Genomic DNA, 22,060 nt, shown 5'->3' with positions numbered 1-22,060 from the left:
ACAACAGAACACGGCCGAGCACCGCATCGAAGGGATCCCCCCGATGCGGTGCCAACAGGCCGTGGCGAACCCGTCAGACGGCCTGCGCAACCTTGGCGGCTCGCGGGAATCGCTCCCGAATCTCCGCTGGCGTGACAACTCTCGGGTCCAGGGGTTGCTCGTCACGCAGGTGGCGCTCCAACACCTTGCCCGTCATCGGCGCAATGACTTTCAGAGCAGTGGTCATGTTCTTCGGTGAACTACCCAACCGGACTGCCGTTCGCACCGCGGGCGCAATTGCTCTGTCCAACAACGCTGGCTGATCGAACCCACCCATCGTTCGCATCCAGCCGGGCAAAGTCGCGATAGTGGCCGGCGCGACCAATCGGCTGAATGTCGCGAACTTCGTCTTCCCCTGCGCTCTCGGTGTTCTCAACAAGTAGTGCATCGCCCGGTTGGCACGCTCGGAGGTACACAATCTGGGCCTGACTTCAGCGAAGTACTCACGTACCTCTTCTCGGGAGCGTGGAACGTCGGAGGTCTTGCATGTCTGTAGTTCGGCAGCGATCACGCATTCTTCCCAGTACCGCTGCTCTTCGACAGCTGAAAGCGGGCCCGGCCCATACATCTCGTAGCACTTGAGCACCGAATGCCAACCCGTCACGTGGATCCAGAGTTGTGACGCCGGATTGTTTGCGCTGTAACGAGTTCCGGTGATCGGTTCAATGCCCGTGGCCTGAGCATGAACTGTCATGAGGTGGTCGGACAAGGCCAATGCCGTCCGCCCGTCGGCAGTGGCGACGGTCAGGAAGTACGCCAAGGTTCGGTCGAGTCGCCCGGCCGGATCGCTGTAAATCCCGCTCATGTCTGCCACTGCGGCAGCCAAGAAGGGGTCGAAGTGCTCGAGCACCACCGACCGCTGGAACCCGATCAGCGCTGTCGGCGCGGCCCAGATCTTCCAACTGGGTGATCCTGGGCCGAAGAAGCCGTAATCCTCACGCGGTCGATTCATCGTCAGTTCAGACATTTCATTCCTCCCCGTTCGTTGACCCTGCACCGTTCATTTCGTAGGCACCAGACAAGGCGACTACTTGCTGCCAGACGTACTCGAATCGCTCCGCCGCGAACGTGGGGCGCCGAATAGATGCGAGTGCCAACCGTTGCTGATCTTCACTGGCGCTGGGTTTTCCGTACAACTCCACCGCTGCAGCACTGAAGTCGCGGACCAGGACATCGAAGATCTGATCCAGCACCCCACCGTTCCGCTGCTCCTCGTCCAATCCCAAGATCTCGGCTTGTTCGAGGATCAACTGGCCGTAGACGACGAGGGTGAAGAGTTCGGTGATCGCAAGGCCGAAGTCCAAGTCGACCTGCTGCGCCGCATCCGGTGCAGCTTCGACTAGAAGGGTCACGAGCGCTTCTGCCTGCTCCACGAACAGTGCAACGTTGGGAACATCCGCAAACTTCGCGTACACCGCTCGCCAGTCGTCGAATCGAACTTTCGACAACCCCCGTGCCGGACCCTGACGGAACAGGAACTCATCGTCGGCTGCGTCGTTGCGCGTCGGAATCGCCGGAAATGACTCGGGGGCAAAGAGGTACGCCGGCATGAACTTGGCGATCAGGGCGAGATTGACGGCGACGGTCCCCTCGAGCTTGGGCAGCCCGTCGACATCCATCTTGGCCACCGCGAGGTAGCTGTCCTTCTCGAAGCCCTTTGCCGCAGCGATGTCGGAGAGCAGTCCGATCACCTTCTGTGCCTCGGTTGTCACCTTCATCTTGGTGACGGGATTGAACAAGAGGTAGCGGCGGTCCTCGGGCGATGCGGTGCGGAAGTAGTCCACCGCACGATCCGAGAAGAGCCTCATCGCCAGCAGGCGCGCGTACGCGTCGACGAATTCACGTCGTACGTGTGGGAACGCCGTGACGGGATTGCCGAACAGGATTCGATTGTGCGCGTGGGTAATCGTCTCGTACAAGGCATGAGTCGACATACCGATTCCGCCGAAGCACAGGTTGAATTTTCCGATGTTCACGGTGTTGAGTGCGGCACTGAATGCTGCCTCGCCGGTATGCAGGATATCCTCTGCCGCAACGGGATAGTCGACGAGTGAGAACTCCGCTACGTACATCTGGGCCGGAACGATGTTCTTCACCACGGTGAATGCCGGATGGTCCGAGTCGGCGTAAAAGAAGACGTACTGATCAGTGCCCTCCACTCCGTCGACACGGCCGAAGACAGAGACCGTGTTGGCGCAGTTGCCATTTCCGATGTAGTACTTCGAACCGCTGGCCAGGTACCCGCCGCTGCCGTTGGACGTCAAGACCATGTCCGTGGAGTAGACGTCCGCGCCATGCTCTTTCTCGGACAGTCCGAATGCCGCAACGCCTCCGGAAGCCAAAGCGGAAGCTGCCCGCGCCCTTGCCGTCTCGTTGTCGCTCTGCCACACCGGCCCGAGACCGAGGATGGTCACCTGCCACGGGTACCAGTAGTTGAGTCCGTAGAAGCCGAGGATCTCGGACAGCGCGGCGATACGACTGGTATCCCAGCGCTTGTCGGAGTCGCCACCACTGTCGCGGGCGGGCGTCAGAAATGTGGCGAACAGGCCTTCCTTTGCCGCGAAGTCGAGGAAGTCGGAGTAGAAGATCTTGTCGTGATAGTCGGCCAGAAGTCGATTCTTTCCACGCGCCTCGAACCAGTCGACGGTCGCGCCCAGCAGTCTCCGCGTGGTCGCGTCGAACTCCGGCCGATCGTACGTGGAGGGATGGAGCAACAGATCATTCGGCACTAAAGAGGTCGACGCTGTCATAGCGGTTGTTCTCCTCGAGATCTCGGCAGAGGCGCCTCACTGAGCACCATTCGAATACAACGCCACCGTAACAATTACAGACGTTGAATACAACGGTTGCGTATTATTCACGAAGAAGTGGCAGGCAGATTAGGGTGAGAGCGGAGGTGATGCACACGATGACCAGGTCACAAGCTGACGCAACGGATACACCGCGGCGCAAGTACGCCCCTCGCATGGCGCCCGAGCAACGTCGCGAGCAGCTCCTCGACGCAGCATTCGAGGTCACCGGCCGCGTTGGCCTGCACAACCTCAGCATGGAATCCGTCGCTGCCGAAGCCGGTGTCGGCAAGCCCGTCCTCTACACGATTTTCGATACCAGGACCGATCTCGTCGCTGCACTGCTGCGCCGCGAGCACGAGCGAGCCATCGCTCAGGTGCTCGAAACCATGCCGACAGATCTGAGCGAACTCGGCCCAGCGGCGTCGTACACCGGGACCGTCGGCGCCTTCGTCGACGCCGTACTGGAGAACCCGACGCGCTGGCGCCTGATTCTGACGTCTGTCGAGAACGCCCCCAGCGAGTATCACGGCTTGTTGAAGCTCTCTCGCGGAGCTGTCTTCGCCCGCGCCGAAGAACTGGCCCGCGCCGGGATTGCCCTCGAGTCGAAGCTCGAAGGCCTTGATCCGGTTCTCCTCGCACACACCATGATGTCGTTCGCCGAAATGCTCGGACGACTGGCCGTCAGTGATCCCGAAACCTATACCCGAGAACGACTTTCCAGTTTTGCCGTGGCTCTCGCACAATCGGTCGGGCGTTAGCGGCCGACTGAAACCTGTCGGTCGGATCTGCTTCAATACACGCATGACATCACCATCGATCGAACCGCTACAGCTTTTCGAAACGTCTCCGGGCAACTGGTCACTGATGCTCACCGACCAGCATTTCGGCAAGGTGGCATCGATATTCGAGCAGGTAGAGGGTTTCGAAGGCTCCGGTTACGACTGGGCGTCGGTCGCCCACGCAGTGGTAGGCCGCGATGCACCGCATCTGGAGGGCCGCTTCGGCACCGATCCCGAAGCGGGCATGTTTGTTGCGTACGGCAGCGACAACGGAGCTCTCGGTGAGCTCGGAGCGCTACTCGCCAAAGCGTATTCGGATGCCGAGTACCTCGGTGGCCTGGTCGCCATTTCCGAACTCGACTAGAGCGCCTGTCGAAACGACACCGGCCCCACACCTAGGTGCGGGGCCGGTACCGAACGAAAGATCTAGCCGACCAACAGCTCGGCAATCTGAATCGTGTTGAGCGCGGCACCCTTACGCAGGTTGTCGCCCGAAACGAAGAGCGCGAGTCCGCGTCCCTCCGGGACACCCGGATCCTGACGGATACGACCGACCAGCGACGCGTTGCCACCGGCAGCGGCCAGCGGCGTCGGAACCTCGACCAGCTCGACGCCCGGAGCGTCGGCGAGGATCTCCTTGGCGCGAGCAACCGAGAGCGGGTTGGCGAACTCTGCGTTGATCGCGAGCGAGTGCCCGGTCACGACGGGAACGCGCACGCAGGTGCCCGAAACCAACAGATCGGGAAGTCCGAGGATCTTGCGGCTCTCGTTGCGGAGCTTCTGATCCTCGTCGGTCTCGCCGCTTCCGTCGTCGACCAGCGAACCTGCGAGAGGCAGGACGTTGAACGCGATGGGGGCGACGTAGTTGTTCGGGGCCGGGAAGTCGACGGCACTGCCGTCGTGAACCAGCTTCTCCGCGTCGCCGACTACGGCGCGCACCTGGCCGAGGAGTTCCTCGACGCCGGCGATGCCGCTACCGGACACGGCCTGGTAGCTGGAGACGATCAGACGCTGCAGACCGGCTTCGTCGTGCAGAACCTTCAGCACCGGCATCGCTGCCATGGTGGTGCAGTTGGGGTTCGCGATAATGCCCTTGACCAGGTTCTTCGTGTCCTGCGGGTTGACCTCGCTGACCACGAGGGGAACCTCGGGATCCTTGCGCCATGCCGAAGAGTTGTCGACAACGGTCGCGCCGGCAGCAGCGAAGCGAGGAGCCTGGGCGCGCGAGAGCGTCGCACCGGCTGAGAACAGGGCGATGTCGATGCCCTTCAGGTCCTCATCCGATGTGGCGGCCGCATCCTCGACGATGATCTCTTCGCCGCGGAAGGGCAGCTTCTTACCGGCGGAGCGTGCAGATGCGAAGAACCGCACCTTGTCCGCGGGGAAGTTCCGCTCTTCGAGCAAAGTGCGCATGACGATGCCGACCTGACCGGTCGCACCGACAACAGCGATAGTCGTCATGAGAAATTACCGTCCCGTTCCAGCGTGTACTACTGCTTCTTCTTCGCCACCGAGCCCGAAAGCGTCGTGGATGACACGTACAGCGTCGTCCAATTCGGTGTCCTTGACCAGCACTGAGATGCGGATCTCAGAGGTCGAGATGAGGTCGATGTTGATGTCTGCCTTGGCCAGCGCCTCGCAGAACGTGGCGGTGACGCCCGGGTGGCTCCGCATTCCGGCGCCGACCAGGGAAACCTTGCCGATGTGGTCGTCGAACAAGATCTGCGTGAAGCCGATGTCTTCCTGACGCTTGGTCAGGATCTCGACGGCGCGGGGGCCGTCGGCCGTCGGAAGCGTGAAGGTGATGTCCGTCTTGTTTGTCTCCACCTTGGAGATGTTCTGCAGCACCATGTCGATGTTGATCTCGGCATCGGAGACTGCGCGGAACACCTTGGCAGCGTGTCCCGGTGTGTCCGGCAATCCGACAACGGTGATCTTGGCTTCGCCGCGATCGTGCGCGACTCCGGTGATCAGGGCCTCTTCCACAGGAATGTCCTCCATCGATCCGGACACGATTGTTCCGGGCTTGGTGGTGTATGACGAACGGACGTGCACAGGCACGTTGTAACGACGGGCGTACTCGACGCACCGGAGCATGAGCACCTTCGCACCACACGCTGCGAGTTCGAGCATTTCCTCGAAGGAAACCGTCTCGAGGCGGTGAGCGTCGGGGACGATGCGCGGATCGGCGGAGAAAACGCCGTCGACGTCGGTGTAGATCTCGCAGACGTCAGCGTTGAGTGCAGCTGCCAACGCCACGGCAGTGGTGTCCGAGCCACCGCGTCCGAGCGTCGTGATGTCCTTGCTGTCCTGGCTGACGCCTTGGAATCCGGCGACCAGAACGATCGAGCCTTCGTCCAGCGCAGTGCGAACACGGCCCGGCGTGACGTCGATGATCTTGGCGTTTCCGTGGCTGCCGGTCGTGATGACTCCGGCTTGTGAGCCCGAGAACGAACGAGCTTCGGCGCCGAGGGAGTGAATTGCCATCGCTACCAAGGAGTTGGAGATGCGCTCACCCGAGGTCAGCAGCATGTCCATTTCACGGGCCGGCGGGGAAGGGCACACCTGCTGAGCCAGATCGAGCAGCTCATCGGTGGTATCGCCCATCGCTGACACCACGACGACGACATCATTGCCGGCCTTCTTGGTCTCGACGATCCGTTCAGCGACTCGTCGGATGCGCTCGGCGGTTGCCACCGAGGATCCGCCGTACTTCTGGACGACGAGAGCCACGCGTTTCTACCTCCAGGTCGAAATTGTTTACAGATACCAGAGGTCGAGCTTACCGAGGTGGTCCTGGGACTTCCCGATGCGTACTGCTGTTCGCCTCAGATCCGCGCGGGATCAGTTGCGAGATCCGCGATCGCATCAACGTCGCAGAACGCGAGCCACCGGCAACGTAACCGACCACCGTGACGGCAACTCCGCAGGCGAGAAGCACGCGGATACTGCTGACCAGCGAAACTGCCAGCGCGTCGTACACCGCGACTGCCGCCTCAGATGACGGTATGTCTGAATTCTGTAAATAGACCCGCCGCACGACGGCCAGCGCCACCAACAGGGCGATCATCGCCACCGCCGTCGCCAGCCCGACCAGGGACAGTGCGCGCATTCTCCTCGGCGCAACTGCGACGGCCGCGATCGCACAGGCCAGCGACACCCACGGCAGCCAGGCCGCTGCCCGGTCGAGAGTGTTCGAGAGGTCCTGGGCCCGCACCAGCTCGTCGGATTGCAGGATCTCGAACTGCGGATCGAACGTCGGAAGACGATCGACGACGGTGAATCCGCGATCGCGGAGGTTCGTCCGCAGTTCTGTCATGATCGGCTCGAGGGACAAGGTGACTGTTCCGCTGTCGTCGGACCGAACGATGCCGTCGGTGGCTCTGCCGGTCACCATCGCAGCAAGTTGCGCGTGCGCCTGACGGTTGGCCGCGGTCCAGAGCGTCGCGAACTGGTCGCTGGAGACCAACGACTGAGCCGCCTCCCGAACAAGTTTCTCGGCTTGTCTCGTCACCACCTGCGGAAACCGGTCCAACCGCTGCGTCAGTTCCTCGGTCAGCCGATCAACGACAGCCGCTTGGACAGCAGGTTCGGAAGCCAACGGGGCAACCGTCTCGACGTAACTGTCGGTGTCGTTCACCTGGGTGTGGACGAACAGCGCGAGCACCGAGCCGGCAGCACCGAGACCAGCGAGAACGATCAGCAGTGAACAGACGATCCAGCGGATCGAGCGCATCACGTGTGCTTGGCGCGCGCCGGTCGAATCTTCGCGGTGATGTGGTGAATGCGGTGATCGTCAGCGGGTATCCGGAAGGTCTCGGTAACCCGAACGGTCATCAGGTTCCGCCCGAACAACCCGGCGTCGAGGAGGTAGTCAGCCGTCAGGTCGTCCCCGTCGACCGTCCACTCCACCTCACGAATGTCGCGGATCACGCGATACTGAGGACCTCCGGAAAGGCTGCGCCGCAAATGATTCCCCGAAAATCCGGTCTTGAGCCCGACCTCGTGGCGTACCGCGTCCGGAGCCAGCGGTACGGAACTGCCATCGTGACTGCGGAGCGCGTCGAGGTACGTGCTCGCCACGGCGATTCGGGGATCCATGGACGACAGTCCACCATTTTCGGGGCCGAAACGGCAGCACAATTCGGCGACAAATTGGACATGAGGGCGAACCCCACCGATTTCTCGCGAAATCCAGGAGTAGAGTGCTGTGCATGCAGCGCGCACTCCTTCTTGGTTGCCGCGACGGGGTCTGATCCAGACTGGCCTCCCGCCGCGGGGTTTTTGTGCGCCGGTCGACCAAGCCTTCCGGACTCATGGTCTTGACCAACAGGTCAACAGGCCGGGTCCACAATCCTGGAGATCACACCCATGTCCCCCGCTGACGCATTCACCACCGGCACTCGCACCATCACCCCGCCCACGAAGCCGGCACCGTCCGACCAGCCTGCGTGGAACACGCAGAAGAACTCGTCGATGCCGACGTTCCGCTACCGCCCGTTCGCCGAAGAGGTCGAGACGGTCACGCTGCCCGACCGCACCTGGCCGGACAAGATCATCGACCGAGCACCCCAGTGGTGTGCCGTTGACCTGCGCGACGGCAACCAGGCGCTGATCGATCCGATGAGCCCGGCGCGCAAGCGTCGTATGTTCGATCTCCTGGTTCGTATGGGCTACAAGGAGATCGAGGTCGGCTTCCCGTCCGCGAGCCAGACGGACTTCGATTTCGTTCGCGAGATCATCGAGGACGGCGCCATCCCGTCCGACGTCACCATCCAGGTGCTGACGCAGTCGCGTCCCGAGCTGATCAAGCGCACGTTCGAGGCCTGTGAAGGTGCCGAGAACGCGATCGTGCACTTCTACAACTCCACCTCGATTCTGCAGCGCCGCGTCGTGTTCCGCGCCGACAAGGACACGATCAAGAAGATCGCCACCGACGCCGCCGAACTGGTCCTCGCCGAGTCGAAGAAGTACCCGGACACGAACTGGCGCTGGGAATACTCGCCCGAGTCCTACACCGGCACCGAGCTCGAGTACGCCAAGGAAGTATGTGACGCCGTCACCGAAACCCTGGGTGCGACGCCGGCCAACCCGGTCATCCTGAACCTGCCCGCCACCGTCGAGATGGCGACACCCAACGTGTATGCCGACTCCATCGAGTGGATGCACCGCAACCTGGCCCGCCGCGATTCGGTCATCCTGTCGCTGCACCCCCACAACGACCGCGGCACGGGTGTCGCTGCAGCCGAGCTGGGCTACCAGGCCGGCGCGGACCGCATCGAAGGCTGCCTGTTCGGCAACGGTGAGCGCACCGGCAACGTCTGCCTGGTCACTCTCGCTCTGAACATGTTCACGCGCGGCGTCGACCCGCAGATCGATTTCTCGAACATCGACGAGATCCGTCGCACGGTCGAGTACTGCAACCAGCTGCCCGTCCACGAGCGTCATCCGTACGGCGGCGACCTGGTCTACACCGCGTTCTCCGGCAGCCACCAGGACGCGATCAACAAGGGCCTCGACGCCATGAAGGTCGACGCCGACAGCCAGAACTCCGACGTCGACGACATTCTCTGGCAGGTCCCCTACCTGCCGATCGACCCGAAGGACGTCGGCCGCAGCTACGAGGCCGTCATCCGTGTGAACTCGCAGTCCGGCAAGGGCGGCGTCGCATACATCATGAAGGCCGATCACGGTCTGGTGCTGCCGCGTCGTCTGCAGGTCGAGTTCTCGCAGTCGGTCCAGAAGATCACCGACGGCGAGGGCGGCGAGGTCTCGCCGAAGGAAATGTGGGATGTCTTCCACGAGGAGTACCTCGCTCCCATCACCCCGCTCGAGCGCATGAAGCAGAAGGTCACCGCGTCCGAGGAGGACGGCGGCACCGATGCGATCACCGCGATCGTCAAGGTGAACGGCAAGGAGCAGGAGATCTCGGGAACCGGCAACGGCCCGCTCGCTGCCTTCGTCGACGCGCTGGGAAGCATCAACTTCGACGTTCGTGTCCTCGACTACTCCGAGCACGCGATGTCCGCCGGTGACGACGCCCAGGCCGCGGCCTACGTCGAGTGCGCCGTGACGGGCCCGGAGGGTCAGAGCACCGTCGTCTGGGGTGTGGGTATCGCCACGTCGATCACGACGGCCTCGCTGCGCGCTGTGGTCTCGGCAGTAAACCGCGCCAGCTGACACTCAGCTCCTGACTCGTGAACAATCCCTGGTCTCACCCGATTTTCGGGTGGGGCCAGGGTCGTTTTCAGAGCACTGAAGATTTTCGGTCGATGTTTTCGATTCGGCATGACATTGGTCCCGAAAGAGTCGGTTAGCGAAGTTAACAAAAAGAATTCACCCATCGAGGATGATGCAGACGCCACGTGCGCGTGAGATAGTCAGCTCAGACAAATCCGACTTGTGAAATGGAGCTCGACAATGGATTCCTTTTGGGACTTCCTCTGGCTGATCATCATCAGCTTCGCGTTCATCGCGTACTTGATCCTGCTCTTCTCGATCATCACCGACCTGTTCCGCGATCACAAGACCTCCGGCTGGGTGAAGGCAATCTGGATCGTCTTCCTGTTCTTCATTCCGCTGCTCACCTCGCTCGTCTACCTGATCGTTCGCAGTGACGGAATGGCACAGCGGTCCCTCGAGGCTGCACAGCAGGTCAAGAACGCACAGGACAGCTACATCCGTGAGGTTGCCGGAAAGTCCCCGGCCGAATCCATCGCAGATGCAAAGGCACTTCTCGACGCCGGCACCATCAGTGAAGAAGAATTCGCAGCACTGAAGGCCAAGGCTCTCGCCTGATACCGGCCCTCACTAAGCGACCCTCACTAAACCGTGAGGATTGCACTACCGAAACGGGAGCGACACTAATCGTGTCGCTCCCGTTTGTGTTCATTCACCAACAGCTGCCCATTCACCGACAGCCGTTCATTCACCAACGGCCCTTCATTCACCAACGGCCCTTCATTCACCGACGGCCTTCATTCACCGACAGCACGCGCGACGTCACGAAAGGCGTCGAGCACGACTCCGATAGCCGGACTGCGGTTGGCGTGTAACCGAGTTGCCAATTCATAAACTCGTGCAGCGCGCACTCCCGCCACCGGTTTCCTCGACACTCCGGGATGCGTGATCGCGTATCGCGGCATCAAAGCCACGCCGTGGCCCGCCGCCACCAGTTCTTCGATGACGCGGAAATCGTTTATCCGATGAGCGACGCGAGGCTGGACGCCGGTTACCGATGCAACCGACAGCAGAACGTCGTCGACCGGAAACCCGCCGCGCACGCTTATCCAGTTCTCGTCGGCCAATTGTTCCAGCCGGACCGAATCCTGCTCGGCGAGTGGATGATCAGGCCGCAGCACCAGATCGATCGGTTCACGCATCAGCGGTTGCACGCTGACCCGGGGAAACGACGTCTCGGCTCCGCGTTCGTCACGGTGGGTGAGGATCACATCGTGATCGGCCAACAGTCCAGGGACGGCGGACGCCGGTTTGTCGACGTCGTAGGCGTCGATGTCCACGTCCGAGTTCTTCAGCGCCGTCAGGACACCGGGCAGCAGGAGCGCCGCGCCGGAGGGAAAGAACGCGACTCGCACCTTTCCCCGCGGCGAGCCTCGGTACGACGCCATCTCGTCCGCCGCCCGGTCTAGCGCCGCCACCACGTCGTCGGCGCGAAGCACCAGCGCTCGACCCGCGTCGGTGAGGCGCAGCGTGCGCCCGTCCGGTTCGAGGAGCGAGACCCCCGCTTCTCGTCCGAGGATCTTGAGTTGTTGCGAGACGGCGGAAGGCGTCATCGAGAGGGCGAGAGCAGTAGCGCCGACGGTTCCTCGGTCGGCGAGCTCGCGGAGGATTCGCAAGCGCGTGGCATCCATACGGTGACGAATATCCATGTAGCAAAACTACATGGATAGTGCATCTATATTCGCTTGTTCTGATGCTTCGTAAGGCTCACGATTAACGCATGACTCCCCGCGACCGTCTCCTCGGCCTGACCGTGATCGTCTTGTGGGGTCTGAACTTCCTGGCCATTCGCGTCGGCCTGGATCATTTCCCGCCGTTCTTCTTCGCAGCGCTGCGGTTTCTGATCATCGCGATTCCGGTGGTCATCTTCGTGCCGCGTCCACAGGTGCCGCTCCGCTGGCTGCTGCTCTACGGATTCGGTTTCGGATTCGGCCAGTTCGTCTTCCTCTTCTGGGCGATGCATTCGGGGATGCCGACGGGCCTTGCATCACTTGTCCTGCAGTCGTCAGCACCGTTCACCGTCCTACTCGGCGCTTTCCTGCTCCGCGAGAAGCTCAGCGTCTGGCAGGTCTCCGGTATCGCCGTCGCCGTTGGCGGGATGTCCTTGATCGGCTGGGACCGCTCGCACCACGCGGCACTGCTGCCCGTCGTCCTCACACTCCTCGGCGGCCTGTCCTGGGCGTTCGGCAATCTCGGCAGCCGCTTGGCTGCGGCAAACACCGTCGGCGAGCCTGCACCGATGCGCTTGATGTTGTGGATGTGTGTCATCCCGCCGTTACCGATGCTCGCTCTGTCAGCCGTGGTCGAAGGCCCCACAGTCGGCTGGCACGCACTCGGCACCGCATTCAGCGCCGACGCCTGGCCGTCGCTGGTCGGGCTGGCCTACATCATTCTGCTCGGCACCATCGCCGGATCCGGGCTCTGGACGATGCTCATGGGCCGCTATCCCGCCGGCATGGTGGCGCCGCTCTCCTTGCTGGTGCCAGTCGTGGGAATCGGCGCGTCCTGGCTGTTCCTGCACGAGGATCCGAGCCCGTTGTCACTGGTCGGGGCGGTCATCGTGATCGCCGGAGCGAGCGCCGCACAGATGAGACGTAAGCCCGCGAACACTGTTTTCTCGGACACACCTGCAGCCTCACCACCGGCGCGACTCGGCGTCTGACGACGCCCTGTGCCAAACTCGGGCCGTGGGAACTGGACTATCGATCACAGCGCGCGGAAAGCTCGCCATGCGAGCTGCCGCAGCAGCATCTTGGGCATCGCAGAAGGCCGGTCGCGGCAAGGGTTCGATGATCGGCGGGCTGATCGCCCTCAAGATCGACCCGACGCTCATGACTCAGCTCGGACGCGGCAAGCGCACCGTCGTGGTCACCGGCACCAACGGCAAGTCGACGACCACACGTATGACCGCCGCAGCGCTCGCGACACTCGGTGACGTCGCCACGCAGGCCGACGGCGCCAACATGGATGCCGGGATCGTGGCCGCCCTGGCCGCGCGTACCGATGCGACGCTGGCGGCACTCGAGGTCGACGAACTGCACGTCCCCCACGTAGCCGACGCCGTGAACCCGGAAGTGATCGTGCTGCTCAACCTCAGCCGCGATCAGCTCGACCGGGTCGGCGAGATCAACATGATCGAGCGGAAGCTGCGCGCCTGCGTCAATGCTCATCCAAATGCGGTGATCGTCGCCAACTGCGACGACGTACTGGTCACCTCCGTGGCATACGACGCCACCAACGTCGTGTGGGTTGCTGCCGGCGGCGGTTGGGCCGGCGATTCCGTCAGCTGCCCGCGCACCGGCGAACCCATCGTGTGGGAGGGAAAGCACTGGCGCAGTACCGGTTCCGACTTCGCGCGGCCCGAGCCGACCTGGTGGCTCGACGACGACAATCTCTACGGCCCCGACGGCCTGAAGATTCCGATGACGTTGACCCTCCCCGGAAAAGCCAACCGCGGCAACGCAGCTCAGGCCGTAGCGGCTGCAGCGGCTTTGGGTGCAGATCCGGTCGGGGCAGTTGCTGCCGCGTCGACGGTTCAAGAAGTCGCGGGTCGATACAGCACCGTCGAGGTCGGACCGCACTCCGTTCACATGCTGCTCGCGAAGAATCCCGCCGGCTGGCAGGAAGCGCTGTCGATGATCGATCCCACGGTGGACGGTCTGGTCATCGCGGTGAACGGTCAGGTGCCGGACGGCGAGGACCTCTCCTGGCTGTGGGACGTGAAGTTCGAGCACTTCGAAGGTGTCAAGGTAGTGGCCGCCGGTGAACGCGGAACAGATCTGGCAGTTCGCCTCACGTACGCGGGCGTCGAGCACACTCTCGACCCGGACCCGTTGCGCGCCATCGCTTCCTGCCCTCCCGGACGTGTGGAGGTACTGGCGAACTACACAGCCTTCCGTGACCTCAACACTGCCATCGCGAAGGAGTCTCGCAATGTCTGACTCGACAGTTCACATCGGTCTGGTACTCCCCGACGTCATGGGCACCTACGGCGACGGCGGCAATGCCCTGATCCTGCGTCAGCGTCTGCGGATGCGCGGCTACGACGCCGAAATCGTGGACATCACCCTCAGCGATCCGGTCCCCGATTCGCTCGACGTGTACACGTTGGGTGGCGCCGAGGATTCCGCTCAGCGCCTCGCCACGCGTCACCTCGCGAAATACCCTGGTCTGCAACGCGCCGCCGAGCGTGGCGCACCGGTTCTGGCGATCTGCGCTGCCATTCAGGTGCTCGGCAACTGGTACGAAACCTCCAGCGGCGAACGCGTCGACGGTGTCTCGATGCTCGACGTCACAACCTCGCCGCAGGAGAAGCGTTCCATCGGCGAAGTCATCACGAAGCCGCTGATCGACGGACTCACCGCGCCCCTCTCAGGTTTCGAGAATCACCGCGGCGGAACAACTCTGGGTAGCTCAGCCTCTGGATTCGCACGTGTCACCCATGGTGTCGGAAACGGCGTCGGCGACGGATTCGAAGGCGTCGTGCAGGGTTCGGTGATCGGGACGTACATGCACGGACCCGCTCTGGCTCGCAACCCCGAACTCGCGGACCTCCTGCTCATGCGCGCCTTGGGTGTGAACGAGCTTGAACCCCTGCATCTGCCCGAGGTCGACAAGCTCCGCAAGGAGCGACTCGCGATTCGCTGAGCCGGTGTCGTCCGTTCGGACGACTGTTGGCCGGCCACGTCAGCTCGTAGCCTCGTTCCATGCGTCTTCGTGTGGCGATCTGTATTGCGGCGACTGCGATCATTGCCGTCGGGTGTTCGACGCAGGGCAGTGGCGGGCCCGAAGAAGCAGGCGGGACCCAGCAGGTAAGTGTCACTGCTGATCCAGCTTCAGAAGTGAGCGCAACGGCGCCTACCGTCATCGTGCTGGATGCCTCGGGGTCGATGAAGCAGGACGACGCTCCCGGTCCTCGAATCGATGCCGCCAAGAACGCGATTCACACTCTCGTCAGTGGCCTCCCAGACGATGCTGCGCTCGGTCTGATCGCGTACGACACCGCCACGGGTAGCAGCGACGCCGAGAAGGTCGCGGGTTGCCGCGACATCAAGACCGTCGTGCCACTCGGACCACTCGATCGAAATGCATTCGCAGCGGGAATCGACGGGTTGTCCGCGTCGGGATACACGCCGATCATGGCTGCGCTTCAACAAGCCGCCGCCGCACTCCCCGCCGATGGTGAGCGCACGATCATCCTCGTCTCCGACGGGGAGGACACCTGCTCGACCGAACCTCCGTGTGAGTCCACCGAAGCGATGCCCCACGATCCTGACCTGACCATCCACACCATCGGATTCAAGCTCGACGCCGCTGCGTCCGCCCAGCTGAAGTGCATCGCCGACGCAACCGGGGGCATGGCGATCGACGCTGCCAACGCGGCGCAACTCACCGCACGGCTGGCGGTTGCCTCGGATCCCGAATCCGCACGGGAGCGACTCTCCACCAGCGGCTTCCGCAACCTTCGGATCGGCATGACGGAGGAGGAAACGCGGAAAGCCGCCGGCGACCTTGCGCCGGTATCGAAGACCGGAACAGTGGTCGTCCAGTGGCAGGACTGCGAATTGACCTTCACCGACGGCGTTCTCGTCGAAATCGCGCCCCGGACCGGCGCTGCCACACTGGACGGACTGACCGTCGGCCAGAAGATGCAGCGTGCCGCCGAACTTTACGGTCCCTTCACTGCCACAACCAATTCCGACGGGGAATCGGTCGCAGTCTTTCCGGCCGACACCGAAGCGGGAACCGGCTATCGCATCACCTTCACACCCGAAGGCAAGAAGGCGGATGAGGGAACGATCACCCGCATAGTCCTCTGCCGATGCTTGCCTGCGACTGCGGGATCATCGGCAGGCGGTACCCCGACCGAGATCGTGAATCTTGTTGCCGTCGACGGTTCCGGCAAACCCAAATCCGGTTGGAGCGTCCAAACGCCGGCCATGAAGATCAGCGAGTGCTACGCAGCATCACAGTCGGCTGTCACGCCGGGAGTCATCACCTGCGGAAGCACCGCAGACGGGGCGGACGCGTGTTGGCCCGGTCCGGAGCCCGATTCGATTCTCTGCCTGCAATTTCCCTGGGGAACAGAACTGATCACCGCTCGGGGTGTCGACGGCGTCGAGGCCTATCCGCCGCCCGCCGACCCGACTCCCTTCGGGCTCGAACTCGAGAACGGTCTTCTCTGCCGCGTCCGACACGGCGGTTCGTGGCCATCTACCGAATCCGACCCCCGTCTGGCGGGCGCCTACTCCTGCCGAGGGCAAGGGGCGGATACCCCCATCGTGTGGGCCGAAAACACCTATCCGATCGATCGTTCCGAAGATCGGTGGACCGTGCTGGTCGGACCGTCGAAGGGACCACTGGAAACCGTCGCCGTCACCAAGGCGATATTCCTTGCCGCCGAATGAGCGCTCAGACGGTTTCGGATTTGCCCTCGGTCAGAATCAGTTCCACGGCCAACAGCGCGGCGCAGGCCAGTCCCGCGACCAGTTCGGGCACCGCGGTGTAGGTACCACCGAGCACGACGACTATCGCGACCGAGAACGGCACGAGGGTGCGTACCGAGGAGTCGTGTAGTCGAATGTGGATGAACCACAAGGCGGCAAGGATGACCGCGACCGGAACGGTGACGGCAGCACCCGTCACCAACGCGCTGCCGTCACCGTGATGAGTCCAGAAGTCGACGCGCGAGGCCAACCCCGCACCGATGGCGGCAGCGGCGGCGAAGATGAAGTAGTGACCGAACCCCCAGACGAAGGGTGAGACGTTGTCACCGCCGATCACTTCGCCTGCATTGCGTTGGAAGTACAACCACCACAGGCTGAAGACAATCAGAATGCCGCCGATCACGACGTAGGTGACCTGCGCTGCCGGATGCTCACCGTCCACGGCGTCCTGAATCGCGATGGTGGTCGAAAGGATCGTCTCGCCCAGAACGATGATGAAGAACAACGAGTACCGCTCCGCGATGTGATGCGGGTGCCACGGCGTCATGCCCGGCTTCTCCGACCAGATCGGTACCGCGAATTCGCACAGAACCAACACCAGGAACGTCGGGACGTAAACGGCGGACGGCACGAAGTAGAAACCGATCCAACCGATCTGGACCAACACGATTCCGAGAGCGTATCGACGCGCCGTGAGCGCATGCTCGGGGTCGTTCCGCGAGACCCTGAGCCATTGGATGACCAGTGCTATTCGCATGATGACGTAGCCGACGATGATCAGCAGGGCGTCGTCGTTGAAGAAGCGGACGATGCCGGCTGCAAGGACCAGCGATCCGAGGATCTGGAATATGGTCAGCAGCCTGGCGATTCCGTCGTCGTTGTCGTACGCCGAGGTGAACCACGTGAAATTCAGCCACGTCCACCAGATCGCGAAGAAAGCCATCGCGAAGTGCCCGACGCCCGAAGCCGCATGCCCTTCGCTGATCGCGTGGTGCAGACCGGTGGCCGCTTGAGCGACCGCCACGACGAAGCAGAGGTCGGTGAGCAGTTCGAGCGGCGTCGCCACCCGGTGCGGCTCGTGCGGGTCCCGCGGAACCAACGGCCTGATGAACGAACTAGTGCGATTCACGAAGGGCAGAGTAGCGCGATGATTGCCGACGCGCTGCCCGTGACTGGAACCTGTCGTCTCAGATATTCACGCCGACGCCCCGATCTGGGCTCGGATCTCCAACTGATCGGCGAGTTCGGCGCCTATCGCCCCCGCGCTCCCCAAAGTGAAGGCGATCTGCCGTCCCCACAGGAAATAGCGGTGAATCGGATAGTCGACATCCGCGCCGATTCCGCCGTGCATGTGCTGGGTCGCGTGCACCACGCGCAAACCGCCGCGCGACGCCCACCATTTGGCGACCAGCGCAGCCGCTTCCGCTTCACTCTCGACTCCGCTGTCCATCAGCCAGGCAGCGCGGTGGGTGGTCAATCTTGTGCTCTCGGTGTCGAGGTACGCGTCGGCGGCCCGGACGGCAACTGCCTGGTTGGTCGAGAGTGGACGTCCGAATTGCACTCGCTCGGAGGTGTATTTCGCCGTCATCGCCAGCGCTTCCTCGCAGACGCCGGTAGCCAGGGCCGCCAGAGCGACCCGCGCACGTCGTAACGTCCAGTCTCGAACCACCGCGCCGTCCGCGGGAAGTGCGTCAGCTGCAGTAACCGCAACCCCGTCGAACTGCACAGCGCTGTTGCTCTCGCGGTTCGTCACCGCAAGCGGTGTACGCACCAGCGCGTCCCGGTCCGTCGGCACGATCATCACGGTGACACTGCCGTCCGGCATCGTCACCGGAACCACCAGTGCGGCAGCGAACTCGGCGGCCGGTACGGAGTCGACGTGGCCCGACAGAACCCAGCCGTCAGGAGCCGGCTCGGCGCGAACTGCCGTCTCGGCGTTGTAGCCGGTGTCGAAGGCGCCGGTGACGATCACCGAGCCGTCGAGCAGTCCCGGAAGCCACGACGCTTTCTGCTCCTTACTGCCGAACTCGGCAATCGGCAGCGCTGCCGTCGAAATCACCGACCAGAGCGGCACCTGGGCGACCCGGCGGCCCTGTTGTTCGAGCACCGCTGCCAGGCCTAGCATTCCGAGTCCCGCTCCCCCGACCTCCTCTGGCAGAGGAATTCCCAGAACGTCGGAATCGGCGAGGAGCTTCCACAGTTCGGCGTCGAAACCGCCGGCGCCCTCCACTTCCCGCAGTCGGTCCACTCCGGACTTCGCCGAGAAGATCGATTCACTCAGATCCCGCACGGCGGACAAGTTGTCGTCGAATTCGAATTCCATGTCAGCTCTTTTCGTTCTGTGCAGCGGGCCGGCGACGCGCAGCAAGCGCCATGCCCAGACATTTTGCGGCGACAATTTCACGCATCACTTCGTTGGTTCCACCGCCGAAGGTGTTGTTCTGTGCGCGTCGACCCAGGTTCTCGACCCGCCCTTCCAGTACCGCTCCGGGTGTGCCGGGGCGCAGTAAGCCCTTGGCGCCCAGCACTTCCTGCAGCATGCCGTACGCACTAACGACGGCTTCGGTACCGAAGATCTTGGCCGCGGCCGAATCCCCGCCGCCCAAGGTGTTGGCGGCGACGTCCGCCACCAGTCGTAGGTTCATCAGGTCGGCAGCACTGAGCAGCGCGTAGACTTCCGCCAATTTCTCACGTACCCAGCCGATGTCGTAGACGTGGCCGTCACCGGCGGGTTCGGTCTTTGCCCATTCGACCACCTCGGCAAAGAGCTCGTTGGCTATACCACCGCGTGCCGCCAGGGCAACACGTTCGTGGTTGAGCTGGTTGGTGATGAGCTTCCACCCTTGATTGAGCTCACCGACGACATTGGTGATCGGCACCCGAACATCTTCGTAATAGGTTGCCGAAGTGCTGATTCCGCCCACGGTGTGAATTTCGGTGACCGAGAACCCCGGCGAATTGGTCGGCACCAGGACCACGGAAATGCCCTGATGCGTAGGCGCGTCGGGATCGGTGCGAACGGCAAGCCAGACCCAGTCGGCAAACACACCGGCGCTGGTGAAGATCTTGTTGCCGTTGATGACAAGCTCGTCACCCTCGATGCGGGCGCGTGTTTCGAGGGCCGCGAGATCGGTGCCCGCATTGGGTTCGGTGTAGCCGATGGCAAAGATCAACTCGCCCGCCAGGATCGGACGCAGGAAGAAGTCCTTCTGAGCTTGCGTCCCGTGCTTGATCAGAGCGGGTCCGACGGTGTTCAGCGTGACCAGCGACAGCGGCGCATTGGCGCGAATCACCTCGTCGTAGAACACGTACAGAGCTTCGGGGTTCTCGCCCCGACCGCCGAATTCCTCCGGCCACCCCAAGCCCAGCCAACCGTCTTTACCCATTCGGCGCAGAATGCGATCGAAGACGGGGCCGCCTTCGGTCTGATCCACGAGAGCACGGCGGTCTTCGTCGTTGATGATCTCCGCGAAGTACGCCCGCAATTCCTTGCGCAGAGTCTTCGACTCCTCCGACAAATCCAAGTACATGGTGAAACTCCTAAGATCTACGAACGCGGCAGGCCGAGTACGCGCTGCGCGATGACGTTGAGTTGAATTTCGACGGTTCCGCCGCCGAACAGAATCGAGGGAAGTCCGATGTGGTCTATCGCGTAATTCGCCGACGGGTCGACAACGGCGGCACGAGGTCCGAGCAGTCGCAACAGATCCCGCGAGCCCTCACGCTGCGCCAGGGCGTTGTACACCTTCGACACGCTGATCTCGGCGCCCGGTTCCTGACCCGCCAGTCGCGCCGACACCCCGCGTAGATTCATCGCGGACAGTGCCAACTCACGAGAGATACTGCGGCCGAGGCCCTCCACTGTGTCTTCGCGAGGGCAGTCGTGGCTCGCGTCGGCGATAACCTGACGGAACAGCCGACTCGAACCGTGGTGCAGCGTGCTGCCCATACTCAGGCGTTCGTTGGACAGCGTTGTCGCAGCAAGCTTCCACCCTTGCCCCGGCTCCGCCACCAGGCAGTCGTCCGGGACGAAGACGTCGTCGAGGAATACCTCGTTGAACTCCGACTTACCGGTGGCTTGTTTCAGCGGACGTACGTCGATACCTTTCGAGGTCATGTCGACCAGGAAGTACGACAGCCCACGATGTTTCGGAGCGTCGGCGTCGGAACGCGCCAGGCATACTCCCCAATCGGCCTCGTGCGCGCCCGAGTTCCACACTTTCTGACCCGACAGGACCCAGCCACCGTCGACCTTGCGCGCTTTCGTGCTCAGACCGGCCAGGTCTGATCCCGCGCCCGGCTCACTGAACAGCTGGCACCAGATGATGTCGGCGCGCAGCGAAGGCTCGACGAACCTGTCCTGCTGCTCGGCGTTGCCGTGTTCGAGAATCGTGGGCAGCACCCATTCCCCGATCACCGTGGACGGTTGAGCCCAACCTCGCATCGCGAATTCGTGTGCGATGACGGCCTGTTCTCTCGGTCCTGCTCCCAGCCCGTACGGCGCCCGATAGTGCGGGGCTACCAGTTTGGCGTCGGCAAATCGGGCGCGTCGAGCGCTCCCCTTGGCCGGCGCCCAACTGGCGCTGGTGGTTCCGTCGTCGGGCAGCAGCGCAACCTCGTCCAGAACCCTGCGAACCTGCTCTCGTAGTTCAGGCAGCATGTCCGGGTCTACAAAGGAGAAATCCCGTTCCGAATCGGCGGACCGGTCTCCCAACGTGTGTGCCCACTTCACCTCGGAACCCGCCACCGCAGCGATACTGATTGCCCGGCGCCAGTACAGATGCGCGTCATGCTCCCAAGTGAATCCGATTCCGCCGAGCAACGTGACACATTCGAGGGCGTTCTCGATGCCGACGGGCAAAGCGGCCAACGCAGCTTGAGCCGAGACAAGTCTCTGCTGATCCTCGCCGTGCTCTTCGGACCGAGCTGCGTCCCACGCTGCGGCACAGGCAATCTCGGAGCGGACCAGCATCATGGCCGCCTTGTGCTGAACTGCCTGGAAGCTTCCGACCGGACGGCCGAACTGCTGCCGGGACTTCACGTAGTCGACCGCGGTGCGTAGCGCCCACCCGGCGATACCGCTCGCCTCCGCAGCCAACACCGTGTTGACGATCAGTTCGACTCGGTGCGCCTGGAGACCCTCGACGATCAGCCCAGCGTCGACCTTGTGATCGGTCAACGTCAGCGTCCCGATCGAGCGTGTCAGATCCACTCCGTCTTCGACCTCCACCGCAGCGGAAGACGACTGCTCGAGCCGGAACCACAACTCGCCGTCTTCGCTGTTCGCTTGCACGAGAACGACATCGGCTCCGGGTAGACCTAGAGCCGGGTCGGCAGAACCGCTCACGGTCCACCCTGCATCGCTGCGAGCCGCGCGCAATCCCACGCCGGTGCAGACTGCTCCGGTTGCGCCGGTGGCCAATTCGATCAGCATTGATTCCGCAGCCGGGCCGGCAGCTTTCGCGAGGATCCCACTGGCGATGACCGTCGGAACGTACGGTCCCGGGTAAAGCGCATCACCCAATTGCTCGACTACCACCGCCAGTTCGGCAAGCCCTGCCCCGTCACCGCCGTACTGCTCCGGCAGGTGCACTGCGTGCAGTCCCTGACGGACCAATCCATCCCACGAGTCCGGCCGATCACCGGCGGCGTACCGCTTGACGTTGCTCCGCGTGTCGGCGATTCCACCGAAGCGGTTCGCGAATGCGGCTACCGCTTCCGCCAGGTCACGGTGATCTTCGAGCAGGGGCAGTGCCATGGCAGG

The 22,060-nt window shown here is 63.0% G+C and carries 19 protein-coding genes; 8 read left to right on the top strand and 11 right to left on the bottom strand.

Going from position 1 to position 22,060, the window contains the following annotated elements:
* Positions 1-73: 73 nt before the first annotated feature.
* Positions 74-1,006, bottom strand: a complete 933-nt coding sequence (locus PCS43_RS13330) for an oxygenase MpaB family protein (RefSeq protein WP_007731493.1) — start codon at positions 1,004-1,006, stop codon at positions 74-76.
* A gap of 1 nt (position 1,007) precedes the next feature.
* Positions 1,008-2,789 carry an acyl-CoA dehydrogenase gene (locus PCS43_RS13325; RefSeq protein WP_209911063.1) on the bottom strand — a complete coding sequence of 594 codons (1,782 nt, stop codon included), beginning with the start codon at positions 2,787-2,789 and terminating at the stop codon, positions 1,008-1,010.
* 149 nt (positions 2,790-2,938) lie between these two features.
* Here PCS43_RS13325 and PCS43_RS13320 point away from each other — a divergent pair, with 149 nt between their 5' ends.
* Positions 2,939-3,589 carry a TetR/AcrR family transcriptional regulator gene (locus PCS43_RS13320; protein ID WP_007731498.1) on the top strand — a complete coding sequence of 217 codons (651 nt, stop codon included), beginning with the start codon at positions 2,939-2,941 and terminating at the stop codon, positions 3,587-3,589.
* A 43-nt stretch (positions 3,590-3,632) separates the two neighbouring features.
* On the top strand, positions 3,633-3,974 hold the full coding sequence (locus PCS43_RS13315) for an Imm51 family immunity protein (protein ID WP_003943507.1): 342 nt from the start codon (positions 3,633-3,635) through the stop codon (positions 3,972-3,974).
* Positions 3,975-4,036: 62 nt separating this feature from the next.
* Here PCS43_RS13315 and PCS43_RS13310 read toward each other — a convergent pair whose 3' ends face one another.
* From PCS43_RS13310 to PCS43_RS13295, 4 genes are read right to left on the bottom strand one after another with little or no spacing between them, the layout of a single operon-like run.
* Positions 4,037-5,071: an aspartate-semialdehyde dehydrogenase gene (locus PCS43_RS13310; RefSeq protein WP_042447794.1), complete on the bottom strand. Its 1,035-nt coding sequence runs from the start codon at positions 5,069-5,071 to the stop codon at positions 4,037-4,039.
* A gap of 6 nt (positions 5,072-5,077) precedes the next feature.
* On the bottom strand, positions 5,078-6,343 hold the full coding sequence (locus tag PCS43_RS13305; protein ID WP_003943494.1) for an aspartate kinase: 1,266 nt from the start codon (positions 6,341-6,343) through the stop codon (positions 5,078-5,080).
* A gap of 49 nt (positions 6,344-6,392) precedes the next feature.
* A complete protein-coding gene (locus PCS43_RS13300) occupies positions 6,393-7,346 on the bottom strand; it encodes a hypothetical protein (protein WP_007731502.1) in 954 nt (317 codons plus the stop codon).
* Positions 7,346-7,711 (bottom strand): hypothetical protein, encoded by a 366-nt coding sequence (locus tag PCS43_RS13295; RefSeq protein ID WP_003943492.1) that lies wholly within the window; start codon positions 7,709-7,711, stop codon positions 7,346-7,348. Before PCS43_RS13295 ends, PCS43_RS13300 begins: the two co-directional genes overlap by 1 nt.
* Positions 7,712-7,981: 270 nt before the next feature.
* Here PCS43_RS13295 and leuA point away from each other — a divergent pair, with 270 nt between their 5' ends.
* Both leuA and PCS43_RS13285 read left to right on the top strand, forming a co-directional pair.
* Entirely contained in the window at positions 7,982-9,790 is a 1,809-nt protein-coding gene (leuA, locus tag PCS43_RS13290; RefSeq protein WP_003943488.1) for a 2-isopropylmalate synthase, read from the top strand.
* A gap of 240 nt (positions 9,791-10,030) precedes the next feature.
* Positions 10,031-10,408 (top strand): SHOCT domain-containing protein, encoded by a 378-nt coding sequence (locus PCS43_RS13285; RefSeq protein WP_003943489.1) that lies wholly within the window; start codon positions 10,031-10,033, stop codon positions 10,406-10,408.
* Between the two features lie 179 nt (positions 10,409-10,587).
* Here the strand turns inward: PCS43_RS13285 and PCS43_RS13280 are convergent, their stop codons facing one another.
* Positions 10,588-11,481: a LysR family transcriptional regulator gene (locus PCS43_RS13280; protein ID WP_003943476.1), complete on the bottom strand. Its 894-nt coding sequence runs from the start codon at positions 11,479-11,481 to the stop codon at positions 10,588-10,590.
* An 89-nt stretch (positions 11,482-11,570) separates the two neighbouring features.
* Between PCS43_RS13280 and PCS43_RS13275 the strand changes: the two genes are divergently transcribed.
* Genes PCS43_RS13275 through PCS43_RS13260 form a run of 4 tightly spaced genes read left to right on the top strand, consistent with a single transcriptional unit; the run spans position 11,571 to position 16,257 of the window.
* Positions 11,571-12,512, top strand: coding sequence for an EamA family transporter (locus tag PCS43_RS13275; RefSeq protein ID WP_003943484.1), 942 nt, complete (start codon positions 11,571-11,573; stop codon positions 12,510-12,512).
* 25 nt (positions 12,513-12,537) lie between these two features.
* The gene (locus PCS43_RS13270) at positions 12,538-13,791 is read left to right on the top strand and encodes a Mur ligase family protein (protein WP_003943457.1); all 1,254 of its coding nucleotides are present in this window, start codon (positions 12,538-12,540) and stop codon (positions 13,789-13,791) included.
* Complete coding sequence (locus tag PCS43_RS13265; RefSeq protein WP_209911059.1) at positions 13,784-14,497, top strand: type 1 glutamine amidotransferase; 714 nt, start codon at positions 13,784-13,786, stop codon at positions 14,495-14,497. Before PCS43_RS13270 ends, PCS43_RS13265 begins: the two co-directional genes overlap by 8 nt.
* A gap of 59 nt (positions 14,498-14,556) precedes the next feature.
* The gene (locus PCS43_RS13260; RefSeq protein WP_209911056.1) at positions 14,557-16,257 is read left to right on the top strand and encodes a vWA domain-containing protein; all 1,701 of its coding nucleotides are present in this window, start codon (positions 14,557-14,559) and stop codon (positions 16,255-16,257) included.
* A 4-nt stretch (positions 16,258-16,261) separates the two neighbouring features.
* Here PCS43_RS13260 and PCS43_RS13255 read toward each other — a convergent pair whose 3' ends face one another.
* From PCS43_RS13255 to PCS43_RS13240, 4 genes are all read right to left on the bottom strand, one after another.
* The gene (locus PCS43_RS13255) at positions 16,262-17,425 is read right to left on the bottom strand and encodes a low temperature requirement protein A (protein ID WP_047271595.1); all 1,164 of its coding nucleotides are present in this window, start codon (positions 17,423-17,425) and stop codon (positions 16,262-16,264) included.
* Positions 17,426-17,491: 66 nt separating this feature from the next.
* Positions 17,492-18,619 carry an acyl-CoA dehydrogenase family protein gene (locus PCS43_RS13250; protein ID WP_064443018.1) on the bottom strand — a complete coding sequence of 376 codons (1,128 nt, stop codon included), beginning with the start codon at positions 18,617-18,619 and terminating at the stop codon, positions 17,492-17,494.
* A gap of 1 nt (position 18,620) precedes the next feature.
* The gene (locus PCS43_RS13245) at positions 18,621-19,826 is read right to left on the bottom strand and encodes an acyl-CoA dehydrogenase family protein (protein WP_058038230.1); all 1,206 of its coding nucleotides are present in this window, start codon (positions 19,824-19,826) and stop codon (positions 18,621-18,623) included.
* A gap of 17 nt (positions 19,827-19,843) precedes the next feature.
* Positions 19,844-22,054 carry an acyl-CoA dehydrogenase gene (locus PCS43_RS13240; RefSeq protein WP_209911053.1) on the bottom strand — a complete coding sequence of 737 codons (2,211 nt, stop codon included), beginning with the start codon at positions 22,052-22,054 and terminating at the stop codon, positions 19,844-19,846.
* Positions 22,055-22,060: the final 6 nt, after the last annotated feature.

The sequence above is a fragment of the Rhodococcus sp. C-2 genome (genome assembly GCF_027854095.1).
In the GTDB taxonomy this organism is placed as follows: domain Bacteria; phylum Actinomycetota; class Actinomycetes; order Mycobacteriales; family Mycobacteriaceae; genus Rhodococcus_F; species Rhodococcus_F qingshengii.
Note: the sequence above shows the minus strand (reverse complement) of the source record. Positions and strands in the feature narration are given on the sequence as shown.

Coding starts and splice junctions, on each gene's coding strand:
- PCS43_RS13250 (WP_064443018.1), bottom strand. CDS start 18,619: ATGGAATTCGAATTCGACGACAACTTGTCCGCCGTGCGGGATCTGAGT.
- leuA (WP_003943488.1), top strand. CDS start 7,982: ATGTCCCCCGCTGACGCATTCACCACCGGCACTCGCACCATCACCCCG.
- PCS43_RS13310 (WP_042447794.1), bottom strand. CDS start 5,071: ATGACGACTATCGCTGTTGTCGGTGCGACCGGTCAGGTCGGCATCGTC.
- PCS43_RS13240 (WP_209911053.1), bottom strand. CDS start 22,054: ATGGCACTGCCCCTGCTCGAAGATCACCGTGACCTGGCGGAAGCGGTA.
- PCS43_RS13295 (WP_003943492.1), bottom strand. CDS start 7,711: ATGGATCCCCGAATCGCCGTGGCGAGCACGTACCTCGACGCGCTCCGC.
- PCS43_RS13300 (WP_007731502.1), bottom strand. CDS start 7,346: ATGCGCTCGATCCGCTGGATCGTCTGTTCACTGCTGATCGTTCTCGCT.
- PCS43_RS13280 (WP_003943476.1), bottom strand. CDS start 11,481: ATGGATGCCACGCGCTTGCGAATCCTCCGCGAGCTCGCCGACCGAGGA.
- PCS43_RS13320 (WP_007731498.1), top strand. CDS start 2,939: ATGCACACGATGACCAGGTCACAAGCTGACGCAACGGATACACCGCGG.
- PCS43_RS13275 (WP_003943484.1), top strand. CDS start 11,571: ATGACTCCCCGCGACCGTCTCCTCGGCCTGACCGTGATCGTCTTGTGG.
- PCS43_RS13245 (WP_058038230.1), bottom strand. CDS start 19,826: ATGTACTTGGATTTGTCGGAGGAGTCGAAGACTCTGCGCAAGGAATTG.
- PCS43_RS13260 (WP_209911056.1), top strand. CDS start 14,557: ATGCGTCTTCGTGTGGCGATCTGTATTGCGGCGACTGCGATCATTGCC.
- PCS43_RS13265 (WP_209911059.1), top strand. CDS start 13,784: ATGTCTGACTCGACAGTTCACATCGGTCTGGTACTCCCCGACGTCATG.
- PCS43_RS13285 (WP_003943489.1), top strand. CDS start 10,031: ATGGATTCCTTTTGGGACTTCCTCTGGCTGATCATCATCAGCTTCGCG.
- PCS43_RS13315 (WP_003943507.1), top strand. CDS start 3,633: ATGACATCACCATCGATCGAACCGCTACAGCTTTTCGAAACGTCTCCG.
- PCS43_RS13330 (WP_007731493.1), bottom strand. CDS start 1,006: ATGTCTGAACTGACGATGAATCGACCGCGTGAGGATTACGGCTTCTTC.
- PCS43_RS13325 (WP_209911063.1), bottom strand. CDS start 2,789: ATGACAGCGTCGACCTCTTTAGTGCCGAATGATCTGTTGCTCCATCCC.